Here is a 17764-nt window from a genome sequence, read left to right as displayed (position 1 = left end):
CGTCCGGCCGAGGGGGGACCCGGCACCAGGTGCGCGGCGGCGGGGGCATACCGTGAGGAGTCGTACGTACGAAGTCGTGAGGAGAGACGGGATGGGCAGCCGTACCGCGCTGGTCGAGGATCTGATGGAGCGCTTCCCGCATGTGCCGCGGGAAGCCGTCTTCAAGGAGGATCTGCTCCGGGGTGGTGTGGCCTTCGACTCCTCCGCGCTCAGCGACAACGAGGACGGCGAGGTCAAACCGAAGTCGTACTTCATCTTCTCCTTCGACCACGGCACCCTGCCCGAGCTGGGCGAGGCCGCGCTCCGGCGTCCGCCGGAGGAGATCATCCTCACCGGTGGGCCGTACGACCTGCGGCGCACCGTCGTGTCGGTACGGGTGAACCCGTCCTCGCCCTATCGCGTGGCCGCCGACGACGAGGGCCTGCTCGGGCTCTACCTCGACGGCCGGCGCATCGCCGACGTCGGTGTGCCGCCCATGCCCGAGTACTACCGGCACACCCTGTCCAACGGAAAGTCCGTCATGGAGGTGGCCCCGACCATCCAGTGGGGCTACCTGATCTATCTGACCGTCTTCCGGGTCTGCCAGTACTTCGGCGCCAAGGAGGAGTGCCAGTACTGCGACATCAACCACAACTGGCGCCAGCACAAGGCGGCCGGCCGGCCCTACACGGGCGTCAAGGACGTCGAGGAGATCCTGGAGGCGCTCGAGATCATCGACCGGTACGACACCCAGAAGGCGTCCACCGCCTACACGCTCACCGGCGGAGCCATCACCAAGACGGTGGCCGGCCGGGACGAGGCCGACTTCTACGGCCACTACGCCAAGGCCATCGAGGAGCGCTTCCCGGGCCGCTGGATCGGCAAGGTCGTCGCGCAGGCGCTGCCCAAGGCGGACGTGCAGCGGTTCAAGGACTACGGCGTGCAGATCTACCACCCCAACTACGAGGTGTGGGACCGCCGTCTGTTCGAGCTGTACTGCCCGGGCAAGGAGCGCTACGTCGGCCGCGACGAGTGGCACCGCCGCATCCTCGACTCGGCGGACGTCTTCGGGCCCCGCAATGTGATCCCCAACTTCGTGGCCGGCGTGGAAATGGCCAGGCCCCACGGCTTCACCACCGTCGACGAGGCCATCGCGTCCACCACCGAGGGCCTGCGCTTCTTCATGTCGCACGGCATCACCCCGCGCTTCACCACCTGGTGCCCGGAGCCCACCACCCCGCTGGGCAAGGCCAATCCGCAGGGGGCGCCGCTGGAGTACCACATCCGGCTGCTCGAGGCCTACCGCGCCACCATGGACGACTTCGGGCTCTCCTCGCCCCCCGGCTACGGCCCGCCCGGCCCCGGCCGCGCGGTCTTCTCGGTCAGCTCCTTCATGGACAGCCTTCCCGCCGAGGAGGACGAGGAGGGCGAGGAGGCCGGCACGCGGGAGCCGGCCGCGGTGCGGACGGCCGGCCGCCGCGGGCCGGGAGAAAGCTCCGTGTGAGCCCGGTGCCGGGGTCCCGGAAGGGCCCGGTCGCGTGCGACGGACGGCGAAGTCGCGGACTTGCCGTCCGTCGTGGCATTCCGAATACGCGGCTTGTCAGTTGTGTCACGGGCGTGAAAAGCTCGTGCCCTGCTGCGAGGTTCCTTCCAACTCCTTCTTGAACACGGTGAGTTGCCTCGCCCGTGAATGCAGGAGACCCATGCCCGACCTGCCGAGCCCCAAGGACGCGACCGAGTCCGCGCTGCACGCCGAGTGCTGGGACGCGGTGCTTTCCTACGCCGACCTGTGCACGGCCGGATCCTCCGCGGCCCGGGAGCTGGCCGAGGAGGCGTTCGCCCTGGGCGTGCGCGAGATACGGGCCGCCGAGGCCGGCGCCTCCCGGGGCCGCCGCACGCCCCGGCTGCCGGCGATACCGCTGATGCTGACCGCCGTGCGCACCACCGCCGCGTCCTGGGAGGCCGACGGCCTCGGCCACCGGCTGGACCCGGACCTGCGTCTGTGGCTCAACTCCGACAAGGCCGCCCGCTACACGGGTCCGCCACTGCGCCGCCCGATCGCCCTGCGCGGCCTGCGGGACCTGCAGGAGCCGGACGCCGCGCTGCTGTGGCTGACGGAGGTGGAGGCGCTGCCGTCGACCGTCGTGGCCCGCCGGCTCGGGCTCGACCCGGCGCTGGTGTCCGAGGAGCTCGACCAGGTCCGGAGCCTGTTCCGGGACCGCTGCCACCGCAACCACCTCGACACCCCGCTGGACGAGGAGTGCCGCAAGTACGCCCGGCTGCTGGACGCGGTCACCCGTTCCGCACCGGCCGCCGAGACCCCCGAGGACCTCACCCGGCACCTGGCCACCTGCGTGGACTGCGCGGAGGCCGCCGGCTGCCTGCGGCTGAACGGCGGCGAGCTGCCGGCCGCCCTCGCCGGCGGCGTGATCGGCTGGGGCGGCCTGGCCTATCTGGAGCGCCGCCGCCGGGCCGCCGAGGCGCGTCTGGGCGCCCGCCGCTCCGAGCCGGTGAGCCCCGGCTACGGGGAGCCGGCCGAGAACGCCACCCGGGCGCGGATCGTGCGCGGCAGCCTGCTCGCCGCGGCGGTCGCCCTGTCCGGGCTGGCGCTGGTGGTGTCGATGATGCCGTTCGGCGGCTCCGCGGACGACACCGCGCGCGGTGACGTCGACGCCCTGCCGGTCGCCGACTCCGGCCTGCCCCTGCCGGCCGCCGGCCCCTCCTCGTCCGCCCCGGTCTCCCCCTCCACGGGCGGTCCCGCCTCCGCGTCCCCGTCCGCGTCCGCCCCGGGCACGCCGTCCGCGACCGGAACGGAGACCCGGGCCGACCGCAAGAACCCCGGACCCCAGGGCGCCTCCACCGCCACCGCCGACGAGAGCGGTGAGACCGGCGATACCGATGAGACCGATGAGACCGCTGAGAGCGGCACCGCCGGCCCGGACCGGAGCGCCGCGCCGCTCTGCCGGGTCCGCTACGACCTGAGGGACCAGTGGCAGGACGGCTTCCAGGCCGTCGTCACCGTCACCACCGTCCGCGCCCTCGACACCTGGCAGGTGTCCTGGTCCTTCCGCGACGGACAGCGGGTCACCCGGATGTGGGATGCGAACGTCGTCCGGAAGGGGCCCCGCGTCGTCGCCACCGCCGCCGACTACAACAGGTCCGTCGCCGCGGGCGGCACCCTGACCTTCGGCTTCATCGGCACCTGGCAGGGCAGGAACGGCGCGCCGCACGGCTTCACGCTGAACGGCCACGACTGCGTGATCACCTGACCGCGCACGGGAAGTCCGGCTCCCCGGGGTGACCCGAACGGCCCTGTCGGATACCCGGGGAGGCGAGGAGGGTGGGAGACGTGCCCCCGGCACGCGGTACTCCCGCCGCCGTCCCGCCCCGGAAAGGACTCCCGATGCCCGCCCAGACGCAGCAGGAACCCCCCGGACTCACGGACGAGGAACTCGCGCAGCTGGACGCCCACTGGCGTGCCGCGAACTATCTTTCCGCCGGCCAGATCTATCTGATGGCCAACCCGCTGCTGACCGAGCCGCTGCGCCCGGAGCACATCAAGCCGCGCCTGCTCGGCCACTGGGGCACCGCGCCCGGCCTCAACCTCGTCTACACCCACCTCAACCGGGTCATCAAGGCCCGTGATCTGAACGCCCTGTGCATCTGGGGGCCCGGCCACGGCGGGCCCGCCGTGCTCGCCAACTCCTGGCTGGAGGGCTCGTACACCGAGACCTACCCGGACATCACCCGGGACGCGCCCGGCATGGCGCGGCTGTTCCGGCAGTTCTCCTTCCCCGGCGGGGTGCCCAGCCATGTCGCCCCCGAGACGCCGGGCTCCATCCACGAGGGCGGGGAGCTCGGCTACTCGCTCTCCCACGCCTACGGCGCCGCGTTCGACAACCCGGACCTGCTCGTCGCCTGCGTGATCGGCGACGGCGAGGCGGAGACCGGCCCGCTGGCCGCGTCCTGGCACTCCAACAAGTTCCTCGACCCGGTCGGGGACGGCGCCGTCCTGCCGATCCTGCACCTCAACGGCTACAAGATCGCCAACCCCACGGTGCCGGCCCGGCTGCCCGAGGACGAGCTCGACGCCCTGCTGCGGGGATACGGCCACGACCCGATCCACGTCGCCGGCGACGAACCCGCCGCCGTCCACCGCGCCCTGGCCGCGGCCATGGACACCGCGCTGGACCGCATCGCCGCACTCCAGCACGCCGCCCGCAGCGAGGGCGTCACCGACCGGCCCCGCTGGCCCATGATCGTGCTGCGCACCCCCAAGGGCTGGACCGGCCCCGCCGAGGTCGACGGCCTGCCCGTGGAGGACACCTGGCGCTCCCACCAGGTCCCGCTGGCCGCCGTCCGGGACAACCCCGGGCATCTGCGGCAACTGGAGCAGTGGCTGCGCTCGTACCGCCCCGAGGAACTGTTCGACGAGCACGGCGCCCCGCGTCCCGACGTCCTGGCCTGCATCCCCGAGGGCGCGCGCCGGCTCGGCGCCACCCCGCACGCCAACGGCGGACTGCTGGTGCGCGAGCTGCCGCTGCCGCCGCTGGAGAAGCACGCCGTCGAGGTCGACAAGCCCGGTGCGACCCTGCACGAACCGACCCGCGTCCTCGGCGGGATGCTCCAGGACCTCATGGCCGCCACCGCCGACCGGCGCGACTTCCGTCTCCTGGGCCCCGACGAGACCGCCTCCAACCGCCTCGAGGCTGTCTACGCCGCCAGCGGCAAGGCCTGGCAGGCCGCCGTCCTCGACGTGGACGAGCACCTCGACCGCCACGGCCGGGTGATGGAGATCCTGTCCGAGCACACCTGCCAGGGCTGGCTGGAGGGCTACCTCCTCACCGGCCGGCACGGGCTGTTCTCCTGCTACGAGGCGTTCGTGCACATCGTCGACTCGATGGTCAACCAGCACATCAAGTGGCTGCGCACCACCCGCCGGCTGTCCTGGCGCGCCCCCATCGCCTCCCTCAACTACCTGCTCACCTCGCATGTGTGGCGCCAGGACCACAACGGCTTCTCCCACCAGGACCCCGGCTTCGTCGATCATGTCCTGAACAAGAGCCCGGAGGCCGTGCGGGTCTACTTCCCGCCGGACGCCAACACCCTGCTGTCCGTGGCCGACCACGTCCTGCGCAGCCGGGACTACGTCAATGTGATCGTCGCCGGCAAGCAGCCCTGCTTCGACTGGCTGTCCATGGAACAGGCGAAGGTGCACTGCGCACGCGGCGCCGGCATCTGGGACTGGGCCGGCACCGAGGACGGCAGCCGCGAACCGGACGTGGTGCTGGCCTGCGCCGGCGACGTGCCCACGCAGGAGGTGCTGGCCGCCGCCCAGCTGCTGCGCCGGCACCTGCCCGAGCTGGCCGTGCGCGTGGTCAACGTCGTGGACATCGCCCGGCTGATGCCCCGCGAGGAGCACCCCCACGGGATGACCGACTTCGAGTACGACGGCCTGTTCACCCGGGACAAGCCGGTGATCTGCGCCTACCACGGCTACCCGTGGCTGATCCACCGCCTGGCCTACCGGCGCACCGGCCACCCCCATCTGCATGTGCGCGGCTACAAGGAGATCGGCACCACGACCACCCCGTTCGACATGGTGGTCAGCAACGACCTGGACCGCTACCGCCTGGTCATGGACGTCATCGACCGCGTCCCCGGCCTCGCGGTGCGCGCCGCCGCCGTCCGCCAGCGCATGGAGGACGCCCGGCTGCGTCACCACGCCTGGATCCGGGAACACGGAGTGGACATGCCCGAGGTGACGGACTGGTCCTGGGACGGCTGAGCCTCCTGCCGCGGACCGGGGGACCGGGGCCGACCGGCCCTGGTCCCGTGCGGACCGAGGGTGAAGAATCGCGGTGGACACCGAAAACGCGGTGGACACCGAAAAACGGCACAAGGAGCGATTTCGATGGCGGACCGCGAGCAGGCCGGGACCGGAACCCCGATCCGGGTCTTCCTCCTCGACGACCACGAGGTGGTGCGGCGCGGGGTGCACGACCTGCTGAACGACGAACCGGACATCGAGGTGGTCGGCGAGGCCGCGAACGCCGAGCAGGCCCTGGTCCGCGTGCCCGCGCTGCGCCCGGACGTGGCGGTGCTCGACGTCCGGCTGCCCGACGGCGACGGCGTGACCGTCTGCCGTGAGCTGCGCTCCCGTCTGCCGGAGCTGGCCTGTCTGATGCTGACCTCCTTCGACGACGAGGAGGCGCTGCTGGACTCGATCATGGCGGGCGCGGCCGGCTATGTCCTGAAGCAGATCCAGGGCGCGGACCTGGTCTCGGCGGTGCGCACCGTGGCCCGAGGCCAGTCGCTGCTCGACCCGAGTGCCACCGCGAAGCTGATGGCCCGGCTGCGCGGCGGCCAGGAGCAGCAGGAGGAGCCGGACGAGCTGCCCGGGCTGACCGACCGGGAGCGGGAGATCCTGGCCCTGATCGGTGAGGGGCTGACCAACCGGCAGATCGGGCAGCGGCTGTACCTGGCCGAGAAGACGGTGAAGAACCACATCTCCCGGCTGCTGGCCAAGCTCGGCGTGGAGCGGCGCGTGCAGGCCGCCGTGATCGCCACCCAGGCCCGGGACCGGCTGCGCGGCGAGGGCCGCTGACCCCACCGGGGCCGGGCCCCGGGGCAGGGGCGGACCTCGAAGGGCGTGACGGCCGCCGGGGCCGCGGCCCGGGGCCCGGCTGGTGCGGGCCGCGGACCCGGGCGATGCTGGAGAGCGGACCCCTCCAGGCACGGCAGGGAAGGCAAGGCCCATGCGTGCTCAGCTTGGCGACCGGCTGGTCGTCGGAAGTCCGGTCACCGGAGACACCTGGCGCGACGGCGAGATCGTCGGCCTGCATCATGACGACGGCACACCCCCGTACGACGTGCGCTGGTCGGACACCGGCGAGGTCACGCTGGTGTTCCCCGGGCCGGACGCCCGCATCCAGCACCGGCAGCGCGAGCCGCAGGAGCCGGACCGGTCCCGGGAGCCGCGCGAGGACGGGACCTCGTCGGGCGGCCCCGGGGACATCGGGCGGCGCGTCGCCGCCGCCCGCAGGCGTGCGGGGCTCAGCCTGGAGGAGGTGGCGGGCCGGGCACGGATGTCCCCGCAGTACCTGAGCTACCTGGAGGAATACCCCTCCGACCCCAGCCCGGCCACCCTGCTGCGGCTGGCCGACGCACTGGGCACCACGCTCGACGGGCTGCGCGGCGGCGGCCAGGAGCGCCCCCCGGGACAGGGACAGGCGCTGCTCCACCCCCGGCTGGTGGAGCTCGACGAGGACGAGTGCCGGGCGCTGCTGTGCACGCACGGCGTCGGACGCGTCGCCCTGGTCGACGAGGACGGACCCGCCGTGTACCCGGTGAACTACGACGTGGTGGGCGACGACCTGGTCTTCCGCACCGACCCCGACGCGGCGCCCGCCGAGGCCGTCGGCACCGAGGTCGCCTTCGAGGTGGACCGGGTCGACGAGGTGATGAGCCAGGGGTGGAGCGTGCTCGCCCGCGGCCGTGCCGAGGAGGTGACGGACCCCGGGGAGATGCAGCGCCTCCGGGAGCGGGTCCGCTCCTCCCCGTGGGCGAGCAGGGAGCGCACGCTGTGGGTGCGGATCCGGCCCACCCGTCTGACGGGACGCCGTATCACGCCGTCCGATCCGTGAGGGCGGCGCTCGTCAGCGCGCACTCGACGTCCACGACGCCCTCCACGGCGCGCACCAGACGGGCGGCGACGGGAACCAGCGAGGTGTCCCGGATGTGACCGCTGAGGGTGACCACGCCGTCGCGGACCTCGACGTGCACGGGACCGGACGGAGGGGGGAAGAGACGGGCGACGATCTCCCGGCGGACCTCGTCGGCGATCTCCTCGTCCGGACGCAGGAAGACCTTCAGCAGGTCGCTCCGGCTGATCAGCCCCTCGAGCATCCCCTGGTCGTCGACGACGGGCAGCCGCTTGACCCGGTGCAGGGCCATGAGACGGGCGGCCTCGGCGAGGGTGGCGTCGGCACGGACGGTGACGGCCGGGGCGGTCATCACGTCCGCGGCGGTGATCCCGCCCGCCTTGGCCAGGTCGGGCAGACGGCGCAGCTGGGTGAACCGGTCCGGGTCGCTGTCGCGGAACTCCTCCTTGGGCAGCAGATCGGCCTCCGAGACGACCCCGACCACCCGGCCCTCGCCCTCCAGCACGGGAAGGGCGCTGACCTTCCACTGCCCCATGATCTGGACGACGGTCTTGAACGGGGTGTCACGGCCCGCGGACACGACGGTGCGCGTCATCACGTCGCCCACGGTGTACGGGCTGCCCATCACGGTCTCCTCCTCGCGTGTCGGTCGTGCAGGCTCCGCCGGCCCGTCGAACCCGCAGGCGGCACGCACCGGCCTTCCGCGCCGGCCGGGAGGGGTCACCGGACGCCGCTGCCGTAGGGGGCGTACAGGTCCAGGAGCCGGACCCGTGCCGCGTGCAGACGGTGCGCGACCACCCCGCCGACCCACACCGCGATCGCCCGGCCGAACGCGGCGTCCTCGTCGCAGAGCCTCCGCACGGTCTCGGCGTCGAACTCGTAGGCCCGCACCGGACTCGTCGCCTCGCCGCCCAGCTGCCAGGTGTACGGCGGGAAGTGCCAGGACCAGCCGACCAGCTCGTTGTGGCCCAGGGTCTCGATGACGGCGGCGCGCCGGCCGGGGACGTGCAGATCGAGGGCGACCGTCCCGGTCCTGATGATCCAGAACCGGTCGGCGTGCCGGTGCTCCTCGAACAGGCGGGTGCCGATGGGGAAGGACACCTCGCGGGCGAGGGACATCAGGCGCGTGCGGTGCTCCGCCGGCAGGGCCGAGGCCAGCGTGATGGTGGAGGTCATCGTCTCCCGCTCCTTTCGTACCCGTCGCCGCGGCCGACCGACGGGCGGCGTCGCCCGGTCCTCCCCGGGATGCCGTTCGCTCCCCTCGGCATGCGGTGGGTGCTGCTGATCCCAGCCTGTGCCCCGGCGGCGCGCACCGCCACAGGCCACCCGGGCCCGGCGGGTGGGCCGTTCGGCCCCAACCACCGGACGCCCGGCGCCCCGGTGCCGCGCCGGCGGAGGGATCAGCGCGTGCTGCGGAGGTCCGTGAGCTCGCGCCCCGTGATCATCGTGGCCTCGATCCGGATGAAGACGTTGTCCTGGATGGGCATCCACGAGTCGGGGCCGATCCGCAGCAGCCGCTCGTGCTCGGCGGGGTCGGTGACCGCATGGGCCCGGCCGGTCACCACCACGCTCCAGCCGGACCGGGTCGCCGCGTCGAACTCGTCGGCCTCGAAGGCGACCACGACACCGTCGACGGCGCGCACCAGATCCGACCGGGCCGAGGTCCGTACCAGCACGGAGGAGTCGGTGTCCAGGGAGAAGTTCACGGGCAGCACCGCCGGAAGGGCGTGCCGCGTGTACACGACACGCCCGACCGGCACCTTGCCCAGCAGCCGGAGGCACTCCTGCCGGTCCAGCGCGCGAAAGCCGTCGTTGTGCACCATCAGTCCATCCTCTCCCGCGGCCTCACCGGCGGTTAGGGCCGATCGGCCCTAACCACGCCCGGGGGATCCGTGGTCCCGGGCCCGGGCCGGCCCCCGCGGACGGGCCGCCCGGCAGGAAAAGCTCTGCGGTTGCGTGTGCGGGCACTGCCTAGTGAGGTTATGCGGGGGGCGGCTTTTCCTGGCGGGCCTCCACGAGCGGGGCCCGGAAGGGAGCGGCACGATGGCCGCAGAAACCGGTCCGGTGAAGGACGGGATGCGCAGGGCCCGGCCGGCGGGGCTGGACGGCGAGCTGACGGACGCGCTGGTGCGCTCGCGCCGGTTCTTCACCCGGGCGGAGATCTCCGACGACCTGCGCACCCTGCACAAGAAGGGCGGCCGCCGGGCGGACGCCTTCTACCGGGAGCGCTGGTCGCACGACACGGTGGTCCGCTCCACCCACGGAGTGAACTGCACCGGCTCCTGCTCGTGGAAGGTGTACGTCAAGGACGGCATCATCACCTGGGAGGCCCAGCAGACCGACTACCCCTCGGTCGGCCCCGACCGCCCCGAGTACGAGCCGCGCGGCTGTCCCCGCGGCGCCGCGTTCTCCTGGTACACCTACTCGCCGACCCGGATCCGCCACCCGTATGTGCGAGGCGTGCTCCTGCGGATGTACCGGGAGGCCAGGGCCCGGCTCGGCGACCCGGTCGCGGCCTGGGCGGAGATCGTCTCCGACCCCGAGCGCGCCCGCCGCTACAAGGCGGCGCGCGGCAAGGGCGGCCTGGTGCGGGCGAGCTGGGACGAGGCGGTGGAGATGGCCGCCGCCGCGCATGTGCACACCATCAAGGAGTACGGCCCCGACCGGCTGGCCGGGTTCTCGCCGATCCCGGCGATGTCGATGGTCTCCCAGGCCGCCGGGGCCCGCTTCTACGCGCTGCTCGGCGGCGTGATGCTGTCCTTCTACGACTGGTACGCGGACCTTCCGGTCGCCTCCCCGCAGGTCTTCGGCGACCAGACGGACGTCCCCGAGTCGGGGGACTGGTGGGACGCCGGCTATCTGATCATGTGGGGGTCCAATCTGCCGGTGACCCGCACCCCGGACGCCCACTGGATGGCCGAGGCCCGCTACCGCGGCCAGAAGGTGGTGGCGGTCTCCCCGGACTACGCGGACAACGTCAAGTTCGCCGACGAGTGGCTGCCCGCCCGGCCCGGCACCGACGGGGCGCTGGCCATGGCCATGGGCCATGTGGTGCTCAAGGAGTTCTTCGTCGACCGCCGCACCCCGTACTTCGAGGACTACGTCAAGCGGTACACCGACCTGCCGTTCCTGGTCGTGCTCGACGAGCGCGCGCCGGGAACGTACACGCCCGGAAAGTTCCTCACCGCCGCCGACCTCGGCGGTGAGCAGGCCGCCGCCGAGCACGCGGAATTCCGCACCGTGCTGCTGGACGCCGGCGGCAGCCCGGTCGTCCCCCACGGCACCCTCGGCGACCGGTTCTCCGGGAGCGGGGCCGGGAAGTGGAACCTGGACCTGGACGGCGTCGACCCGCTGCTGTCCGCCGAGGGCGGCGGCGAGGACCCGGTGACGGTGGAGCTGCCCCGCTTCGACGCCCCGGACGGCAGCGCCGGGGTGCTGCGGCGCTCGGTGCCCGTCCGGCGGATCGCGGGGCGGCCGGTCACCACGGTGTACGACCTGCTCCTCGCCCAGTACGGCGTGGCCCGCCCCGGCCTGCCCGGCCGCCGGCCCGTCTCCTACGACGACGCCGAGGAGCCGTACACCCCCGCCTGGCAGGCCGCGATCACCGGGGTGGACGCCGCCCGGGCGGCCCGGATCGCCCGGGAGTTCGCCGCCAACGCCGAGGAGTCCCGCGGCCGTTCGATGATCGTCATGGGGGCGGGCACCAACCACTGGTTCCACTCCGACACCATCTACCGCGCCTTCCTCACCCTGACCACGCTGACCGGCTGCCAGGGCGTCAACGGCGGCGGCTGGGCGCACTACGTCGGCCAGGAGAAGGTCCGCCCCCTCACCGGCTACACCGTGCTCGCGACCGCCTCCGACTGGCACCGCCCGGCCCGGCAGATGATCCAGACGGCGTACTGGTACCTGCACGGCGACCAGTTCCGCTACGACCCCTTCACCGCCGACACCCTCGCGGCGCCCGGCACGGGCGGCCCCTTCGCCGGAATGACCACCGCGGACGTGATCGCCGCCTCCGCACGCAGGGGCTGGATGCCCTCCTATCCGACCTTCGACCGCAACCCGCTCGACCTGGCCGACGAGGCCGAGGCGGCCGGACGCCCGGCCGCCGAGCACGTGGTGGAGGAACTGAAGGCCGGACGGCTGCGCTTCGCGGGCGAGGACCCGGACGCACCGGAGAACTTCCCGCGCGTCCTGACCGTCTGGCGGGCCAACCTGTTCGGCTCCTCCGCGAAGGGCAACGAGTACTTCCTCAGGCACCTGCTGGGCACCGACTCCTCGGTGAACGCCGCCGAGGCACCGCCCGGGGTCCGCCCGAGGGACGTGGTGTGGCGGGAGGAGGCCCCCGTCGGCAAGCTGGACCTGCTGCTGACCCTGGACTTCCGCATGACCAGCACCACCGTCTTCTCGGACGTGGTGCTGCCCGCCGCCACCTGGTACGAGAAACACGACCTGTCCAGCACCGACATGCACCCCTATGTGCATGCCTTCAACCCGGCGATCGCCCCGCCCTGGCAGACCCGCACCGACTGGGACGCCTTCGTCACCCTGGCCCGGGAGGTCAGCCGGCTCGGCGCCGCCCACCTCGGGGTGCGCACGGACGTGGTCGCCGCCCCGCTGATGCACGACACCCCGGACGAACTGGCCACCCCGCACGGCCGGGTGCGGGACTGGAGGGCCGGCGAGTGCGCCCCCGAGCCCGGCCGGACCATGCCCAGGATCGTCACCGTCGAACGCGACTACGGGGCGATCGCCGAGAAGATGACCGCCCTCGGCCCGCTGCTCGACTCCCTCGGCGCCACCACCAAGGGCGTCACCTTCGCACTCGACCGCGAACTGGACCACCTGCGCCACCAGAACGGCACGGTGCGCGGGGGAGCGGCGGCCGGACGGCCCGCGCTCACCCGGGACGTGCACGCCTGCGAGACCGTCCTCGCCCTGTCCGGCACCACCAACGGACACCTCGCCACCCAGGGCTTCCGCACCCTGGAGTCCCGCACCGGAACCCGGCTCGCCGACCTCGCCGCCGAGCACGAGGGCCGGCGGATCACCTTCGCCGACACCCAGAAGGGCCCCGTGCCGGTCATCACCAGCCCCGAGTGGTCCGGCTCCGAGAGCGGCGGCCGGCGCTATGCGCCGTTCACCGTCAACGTCGAGCGCCGCAAGCCCTGGCACACCCTCACCGGCCGCCAGCACTTCTACCTCGACCACGACTGGATCGCCGCACTGGGCGAGCAGCTCCCCGTCTACCGGCCGCCGTTGAACATGCACCTCCTGTTCGGCGAGCCCCGCCTGGGCGAGCAGGGCGAACCCGGCATCACCGTCCGCTATCTGACCCCGCACAACAAGTGGTCCATCCACTCCGAGTACCAGGACAACCTGCTGATGCTGTCGCTGTCCCGGGGCGGCCCCACCCTCTGGATGAGCACCCGGGACGCGCAGCGGATCGGCGTGCGCGACAACGACTGGATCGAGGCGGTCAACCGCAACGGCGTCGTCGCCGCCCGCGCGGTCGTCTCGCACCGGATGCCCGAGGGCACCGTCTACATGCACCACGCCCAGGACCGGCTGATCGACGTGCCCCGCACCGAGACCACCGGCCGCCGGGGCGGCATCCACAACTCCCTCACCCGGCTGCTGATCAAACCCAGCCATCTGATCGGCGGCTACGCCCAGCTGTCGTACGCCTTCAACTACCTCGGCCCGACCGGCAACCAGCGCGACGAGGTGACGGTGATCCGCCGCCGCGCCGACCAGGAGGTGACCTACTGACATGCGCCTCATGGCCCAGATGGCGATGGTGATGAACCTCGACAAGTGCATCGGCTGTCACACCTGTTCGGTCACCTGCAAACAGGCGTGGACCAACCGCACCGGCGTCGAGTACGTGTGGTTCAACAACGTCGAGACCCGCCCCGGCCAGGGCTACCCCCGCCGCTACGAGGACCAGGAGAAGTGGCGCGGCGGCTGGAGGCTGAACAAGCGCGGCCGGCTCGCCCTGAAGGCGGGCGGCCGGTTCAAGAAGCTGATCACCATCTTCTCCAACCCCGTGCTGCCCTCGCTCGACGACTACTACGAACCCTGGACCTACGACTACGGGACCCTGACCAACGCCCCGCTCCAGGAACACGTCCCGGTCGCCCGCCCCATGTCCCTCATCACCGGCGAGGACCTGAAGATCTCCTGGTCGGCGAACTGGGACGACGACCTCGGCGGCTCCGACCGGCACGGGGAGAAGGACGTCGTGCTCGGCGAGATCTCCGAGAGGATCAGGCTGGAGTTCGAGCAGACGTTCATGTTCTATCTGCCGCGCATCTGCGAGCACTGCCTCAACCCGTCCTGCGCCGCCTCCTGCCCCTCCGGGGCGATCTACAAGCGCACCGAGGACGGCATCGTCCTCGTCGACCAGGACCGCTGCCGGGGCTGGCGGATGTGCGTGACCGGATGCCCGTACAAGAAGGTCTACTTCAACCACCGCACCGGCAAGGCCGAGAAGTGCACCTTCTGCTTCCCGCGCGTCGAGGTCGGCCTGCCCACCGTCTGCGCCGAGACCTGCGTGGGCCGGCTGCGCTACATCGGCCTGGTCCTCTACGACGCCGACCGGGTCCTCCAGGCCGCCTCCGTCCCGGACGACACCGACCTGTACCAGGCACAGCGCCAGGTCTTCCTCGACCCCCACGACCCGTACGTCGTCGCCGAGGCCGAGAAGGCCGGCATCCCCCGCGACTGGATCGAGGCCGCCCGGCGCTCCCCGGTGTACGCCCTGATCAACACCTACGAGGTGGCGCTGCCGCTGCACCCGGAGTACCGCACCCTGCCCATGGTCTGGTACATCCCGCCGCTCTCCCCGGTCGTCGACGCCGTCCGCGACACCGGCCACGACGCCGAGGACCACCGCAACCTCTTCGCCGCCGTCGACGCCCTGCGCATCCCCGTCGACTACCTCGCCCGGCTGTTCACCGCGGGCGACCCCGCCCCCGTGGACGCCGTCCTGCGCCGCCTGGCGGCCATGCGCGCCTACATGCGCGACATCAACCTCGGCCGGGAACCGGACGCCTCCATCCCCGCGCAGGTCGGCATGGACGAGGAGCGGATGTACGACATGTACCGGCTGCTGGCGCTGGCCAAGTACGACGAGCGGTACGTCATCCCGCCCGCCCACGCCGAACAGGCCCACGACCTGGAGGAGCTGGCCACCGAGTGCAGCCTGGACCACGAGGGCGGCCCCGGCATGGGAGGCTCCGGACCCTTCGGCGAGACCTCCGGCGGCGCGGCGCCCATCGCCGTGGAGAACTACCGCGCCCTGCTCCACCGGCAGACCTCCGACACCCCGGCCGCCCCCGTCGACAAGGAAAGCCGCGTCAACCTCCTCAACTGGGACGGCAAGGGCACGCCCCCGGGCCTGTTCCCGCCCCGGCCCGCATCGCGGCCGCCCGGCGGCAGCGGCGGGGAGACCGGGCCGAAGCCAGGAGGGAAGCCATGAGGAAGGCCGAGCCATGAGAAGGAAACCCGGGCCGGCCGCGGCCCGCACCGAGCCCTGGCACCCCTGTGCCTGGCAGACGCAGTCCCTGCTGCTGGCCTACCCGGACGAGCAGTTCCCGCAGCATCTGTCCCTCGCCCGCCGGGTGGCCCCCGCCCTGCCGGCCCGCGTCCGCGCCCCCCTGCTCCGCTTCACCGACCACGCCGGGCACACCCCCGCCGACGACCTGGCCGCCGCCTATGTCGCCACCTTCGACCACCACAAGCGCTGCTGCCTCTACCTGACCTACTACGCGCACGGCGACACCCGCAGGCGCGGCATCGCCCTGCTCCGCCTCAAACGGACCTACGCCGCCGCCGGGCTGCGCCTGAGCGACGACGAACTGCCCGACCATCTCGCCGTCGTCCTGGAGTTCGCGGGCACGGACCCGGCCGCCGGGCACCGTCTGCTCACCGAGCACCGTGCCGGACTGGAGCTGCTCCGCCTGGCCCTGCACGCGGAGGACTCTCCCTGGGCGGCCCTGCTGGAGTCCGTCTCGGCCACCCTCCCGCCGCTCAAGGGCGACGAACAGCAGGCCGTGGCCCGGCTCGCCGCCGAGGGGCCGCCCGAGGAACAGGTCGGGCTCGCCCCGTACCCGCCCCCGCAGTACATGCCCGACCCGGCAGGAGGCCCGCGATGACCGCGTCCGCGCAGCCCCTCACCACGGCCGCCGGGGCCGGTCCCGGCGCCGTCCTGCTGTGGGCGGTCCTGCCCTACGTCTGCCTGGCCGTCTTCGTCCTCGGTCACATCTGGCGCTACCGCTACGACAAGTTCGGCTGGACCACCCGCTCCTCCCAGCTCTACGAGAACCGGCTGCTGCGCATCGGCAGCCCGCTGTTCCACTTCGGCATCCTCGTCGTCCTGCTCGGCCACATCGGGGGCCTGGTCGTTCCCAAGAGCTGGACGGAGGCGATCGGGATGAGCGAGCACACCTACCACCTGCTGGCCGTGGTCCTCGGCACGATCGCCGGAGTGTGCACCGTGGGCGGCCTGGCCATCCTGGTCTACCGGCGCCGCACCGTCGGCCCGGTCTTCTCCGCGACCACCCGCAACGACAAGGCGATGTACCTGTCGCTCACCGTGACGATCCTGCTGGGCCTGGCCGCGACGGTCGCCGCGAACCTGGTGAAAGGCGGCTACGACTACCGCGAGACCGTCTCCCCCTGGTTCCGCTCGATCTTCTTCCTCCAGCCGCGGGCGGACCTGATGAGCGGCGCGCCCCTTCTCTTCCAGCTCCACGCCCTCAGCGCGCTGCTGCTCTTCGCGGCCTGGCCCTTCACCCGCCTGGTCCACATGCTCACCGCCCCCCTGGGCTACCTCACGCGCCCCTACATCGTCTACCGCAGCCGCGACCCCGGGCAGCTGGGCACCAGGCCCCCGCGCCGCGGCTGGGAACGCATCGGCGGCTGACCATGTCCTGACCGGCCTTGCCCTCCGTGCGTCACCGGACCTGCCGCTGTTCTCCCGGCCGCCTTGAGAGTCACGACCACGCCACCGCCCTTGCGCGCAGCCGGCCCCGTCGTCGCCTCATCCGCATGTTTCGTCGTGCGCCGCCGGCTTTCTCGGACCAACACCGTGCAGGGGGGACAGCGTCGTCCTGCGTGCCACGTAAGCGCGGCAACACTCCGAGCGAGACCGTTCGATGGCGAGGCGCCACTGGTGCCTGCCGCTGCGCTACCGGGCGAACCACGGTCGGCGCGACGAAAAACCGCACGACGACAGCACGGCAGTCGCACGGACCTCATCAACGCACCAGCTCTGCCAACCTCTTGACTGCCGATGCCGACCGACGTGCGCTTCACGTCCGCACCGCACGACGTCCGTCTCGTCGTGCTCAGGCGGTTCTTCACACGACCGCGGGCCAAAGGAAAGTCCTTAATCCTCAAGAAGATCACTCTTTCAGGGAACTGGAAGCGCTATGCCGGATTGGCGATCCTCTGGGTGTCCGAAAAGCTCCAGAAAGGAATGCCTTGCGCAAGTCACTTTTCGCCACGGCCGTCGCAGCCGCTGCCACCGCCGCCGTCCTTCTGCCCACCGGTCCGGCGGCTTCCTCCCCGGCCCGGCCGTCGGCAACCTGCGCGATCGACCACTTCTGTCTCTACGAGAACGCCAACGGCACCGGCCGCAGGGGCAGTTACATGAAGGGGACGGACGACGTGAAGCGGCAGGGTCTCCCCGCCGCCCGCTCGGCCTGGAACCGCACCAACCAGTACTGGTGCGTGTGGAGTCAGGACGAGTACAGGGGCACCAAGGTGATCGTCCAGCCCAACGAGGGACTCAAGAACCTCGGTGGCGCCTACCGCTCCGCCCTGCCGGCGAGCTCCATTCGCTGCTGAGACGGACACCACGCATGGTGGGGCAGGCATCGCCCCACCATGCGGAACCGATCCCGAAGACATGAGTCGCGCCCACCCGTCTGTGGGCGATCAACCCCTTGTCTCACTCCGGCCGCGTGGTCTTTGGCCCTGCCTGTGACTTCTCCGCCCGTTGCCGAGCCGCGCGCTTCCGGTCCTTCAGCCGCACGCCGGTGATCCCCGGGTCAGGGCATGCCGTCCTGCGACCATCTGCTCATCTGCGGAAGGGACGCGAACGGCGCCGC

Annotated in this window: 13 protein-coding genes; 10 read left to right on the top strand and 3 right to left on the bottom strand. The window is 72.2% G+C overall.

Features of this window, described 5'->3' with window-relative positions:
- Positions 1-91 precede the first annotated feature (91 nt).
- From CCN35_RS15330 to CCN35_RS15310, 5 genes are all read left to right on the top strand, one after another.
- Positions 92-1483, top strand: a complete 1392-nt coding sequence (locus tag CCN35_RS15330; protein ID WP_067397639.1) for a radical SAM protein — start codon at positions 92-94, stop codon at positions 1481-1483.
- Between the two features lie 199 nt (positions 1484-1682).
- Positions 1683-3248: a cellulose-binding domain-containing protein gene (locus tag CCN35_RS15325; RefSeq protein WP_086793129.1), complete on the top strand. Its 1566-nt coding sequence runs from the start codon at positions 1683-1685 to the stop codon at positions 3246-3248.
- A 134-nt stretch (positions 3249-3382) separates the two neighbouring features.
- Positions 3383-5767, top strand: coding sequence for a phosphoketolase family protein (locus CCN35_RS15320; protein ID WP_086793125.1), 2385 nt, complete (start codon positions 3383-3385; stop codon positions 5765-5767).
- 126 nt (positions 5768-5893) lie between these two features.
- Complete coding sequence (locus tag CCN35_RS15315) at positions 5894-6586, top strand: response regulator (protein WP_067397642.1); 693 nt, start codon at positions 5894-5896, stop codon at positions 6584-6586.
- 151 nt (positions 6587-6737) lie between these two features.
- The gene (locus tag CCN35_RS15310) at positions 6738-7625 is read left to right on the top strand and encodes a pyridoxamine 5'-phosphate oxidase family protein (RefSeq protein ID WP_067397643.1); all 888 of its coding nucleotides are present in this window, start codon (positions 6738-6740) and stop codon (positions 7623-7625) included.
- On the opposite strand, the gene CCN35_RS15305 is transcribed toward CCN35_RS15310, so the two are convergent.
- From CCN35_RS15305 to CCN35_RS15295, 3 genes are all read right to left on the bottom strand, one after another.
- On the bottom strand, positions 7606-8268 hold the full coding sequence (locus CCN35_RS15305) for a CBS domain-containing protein (RefSeq protein WP_425444297.1): 663 nt from the start codon (positions 8266-8268) through the stop codon (positions 7606-7608). The genes CCN35_RS15310 and CCN35_RS15305 overlap by 20 nt on opposite strands.
- Positions 8269-8363: 95 nt before the next feature.
- Positions 8364-8819 carry a cyclic nucleotide-binding domain-containing protein gene (locus CCN35_RS15300; RefSeq protein WP_067397644.1) on the bottom strand — a complete coding sequence of 152 codons (456 nt, stop codon included), beginning with the start codon at positions 8817-8819 and terminating at the stop codon, positions 8364-8366.
- A gap of 224 nt (positions 8820-9043) precedes the next feature.
- The gene (locus CCN35_RS15295; RefSeq protein WP_067397645.1) at positions 9044-9466 is read right to left on the bottom strand and encodes a pyridoxamine 5'-phosphate oxidase family protein; all 423 of its coding nucleotides are present in this window, start codon (positions 9464-9466) and stop codon (positions 9044-9046) included.
- A gap of 220 nt (positions 9467-9686) precedes the next feature.
- Between CCN35_RS15295 and CCN35_RS15290 the strand changes: the two genes are divergently transcribed.
- From CCN35_RS15290 to CCN35_RS28405, 5 genes are all read left to right on the top strand, one after another.
- Positions 9687-13418 carry a nitrate reductase subunit alpha gene (locus tag CCN35_RS15290; RefSeq protein ID WP_425444296.1) on the top strand — a complete coding sequence of 1244 codons (3732 nt, stop codon included), beginning with the start codon at positions 9687-9689 and terminating at the stop codon, positions 13416-13418.
- Between the two features lies 1 nt (position 13419).
- Complete coding sequence (narH, locus tag CCN35_RS15285; RefSeq protein ID WP_067397646.1) at positions 13420-15129, top strand: nitrate reductase subunit beta; 1710 nt, start codon at positions 13420-13422, stop codon at positions 15127-15129.
- A 13-nt stretch (positions 15130-15142) separates the two neighbouring features.
- Positions 15143-15805 (top strand): nitrate reductase molybdenum cofactor assembly chaperone, encoded by a 663-nt coding sequence (gene narJ / locus CCN35_RS15280; RefSeq protein WP_067397647.1) that lies wholly within the window; start codon positions 15143-15145, stop codon positions 15803-15805.
- Positions 15802-16575 carry a respiratory nitrate reductase subunit gamma gene (gene narI, locus CCN35_RS15275; protein ID WP_067397648.1) on the top strand — a complete coding sequence of 258 codons (774 nt, stop codon included), beginning with the start codon at positions 15802-15804 and terminating at the stop codon, positions 16573-16575. Before narJ ends, narI begins: the two co-directional genes overlap by 4 nt.
- Before the next feature lie 560 nt (positions 16576-17135).
- The gene (locus CCN35_RS28405) at positions 17136-17501 is read left to right on the top strand and encodes a peptidase inhibitor family I36 protein (RefSeq protein WP_158100413.1); all 366 of its coding nucleotides are present in this window, start codon (positions 17136-17138) and stop codon (positions 17499-17501) included.
- Positions 17502-17764: the final 263 nt, after the last annotated feature.

The sequence above is a fragment of the Streptomyces thermovulgaris genome (assembly GCF_002155915.1).
Taxonomy (GTDB): Bacteria; Actinomycetota; Actinomycetes; order Streptomycetales; family Streptomycetaceae; genus Streptomyces; species Streptomyces thermovulgaris.
Note: the sequence above shows the minus strand (reverse complement) of the source record. Positions and strands in the feature narration are given on the sequence as shown.

What these genes read in the sequence shown, in the direction of transcription:
- narI (WP_067397648.1), top strand. Translation starts at nt 15,802, where the DNA reads ATGACCGCGTCCGCGCAGCCCCTCACCACGGCCGCCGGGGCCGGTCCC.
- CCN35_RS15305 (WP_425444297.1), bottom strand. Translation starts at nt 8,268, where the DNA reads ATGGGCAGCCCGTACACCGTGGGCGACGTGATGACGCGCACCGTCGTG.
- narH (WP_067397646.1), top strand. Translation starts at nt 13,420, where the DNA reads ATGCGCCTCATGGCCCAGATGGCGATGGTGATGAACCTCGACAAGTGC.
- CCN35_RS15320 (WP_086793125.1), top strand. Translation starts at nt 3,383, where the DNA reads ATGCCCGCCCAGACGCAGCAGGAACCCCCCGGACTCACGGACGAGGAA.
- CCN35_RS15325 (WP_086793129.1), top strand. Translation starts at nt 1,683, where the DNA reads ATGCCCGACCTGCCGAGCCCCAAGGACGCGACCGAGTCCGCGCTGCAC.
- CCN35_RS15330 (WP_067397639.1), top strand. Translation starts at nt 92, where the DNA reads ATGGGCAGCCGTACCGCGCTGGTCGAGGATCTGATGGAGCGCTTCCCG.
- CCN35_RS15300 (WP_067397644.1), bottom strand. Translation starts at nt 8,819, where the DNA reads ATGACCTCCACCATCACGCTGGCCTCGGCCCTGCCGGCGGAGCACCGC.
- CCN35_RS15295 (WP_067397645.1), bottom strand. Translation starts at nt 9,466, where the DNA reads ATGGTGCACAACGACGGCTTTCGCGCGCTGGACCGGCAGGAGTGCCTC.
- CCN35_RS15290 (WP_425444296.1), top strand. Translation starts at nt 9,687, where the DNA reads ATGGCCGCAGAAACCGGTCCGGTGAAGGACGGGATGCGCAGGGCCCGG.
- narJ (WP_067397647.1), top strand. Translation starts at nt 15,143, where the DNA reads ATGAGAAGGAAACCCGGGCCGGCCGCGGCCCGCACCGAGCCCTGGCAC.
- CCN35_RS15315 (WP_067397642.1), top strand. Translation starts at nt 5,894, where the DNA reads ATGGCGGACCGCGAGCAGGCCGGGACCGGAACCCCGATCCGGGTCTTC.
- CCN35_RS15310 (WP_067397643.1), top strand. Translation starts at nt 6,738, where the DNA reads ATGCGTGCTCAGCTTGGCGACCGGCTGGTCGTCGGAAGTCCGGTCACC.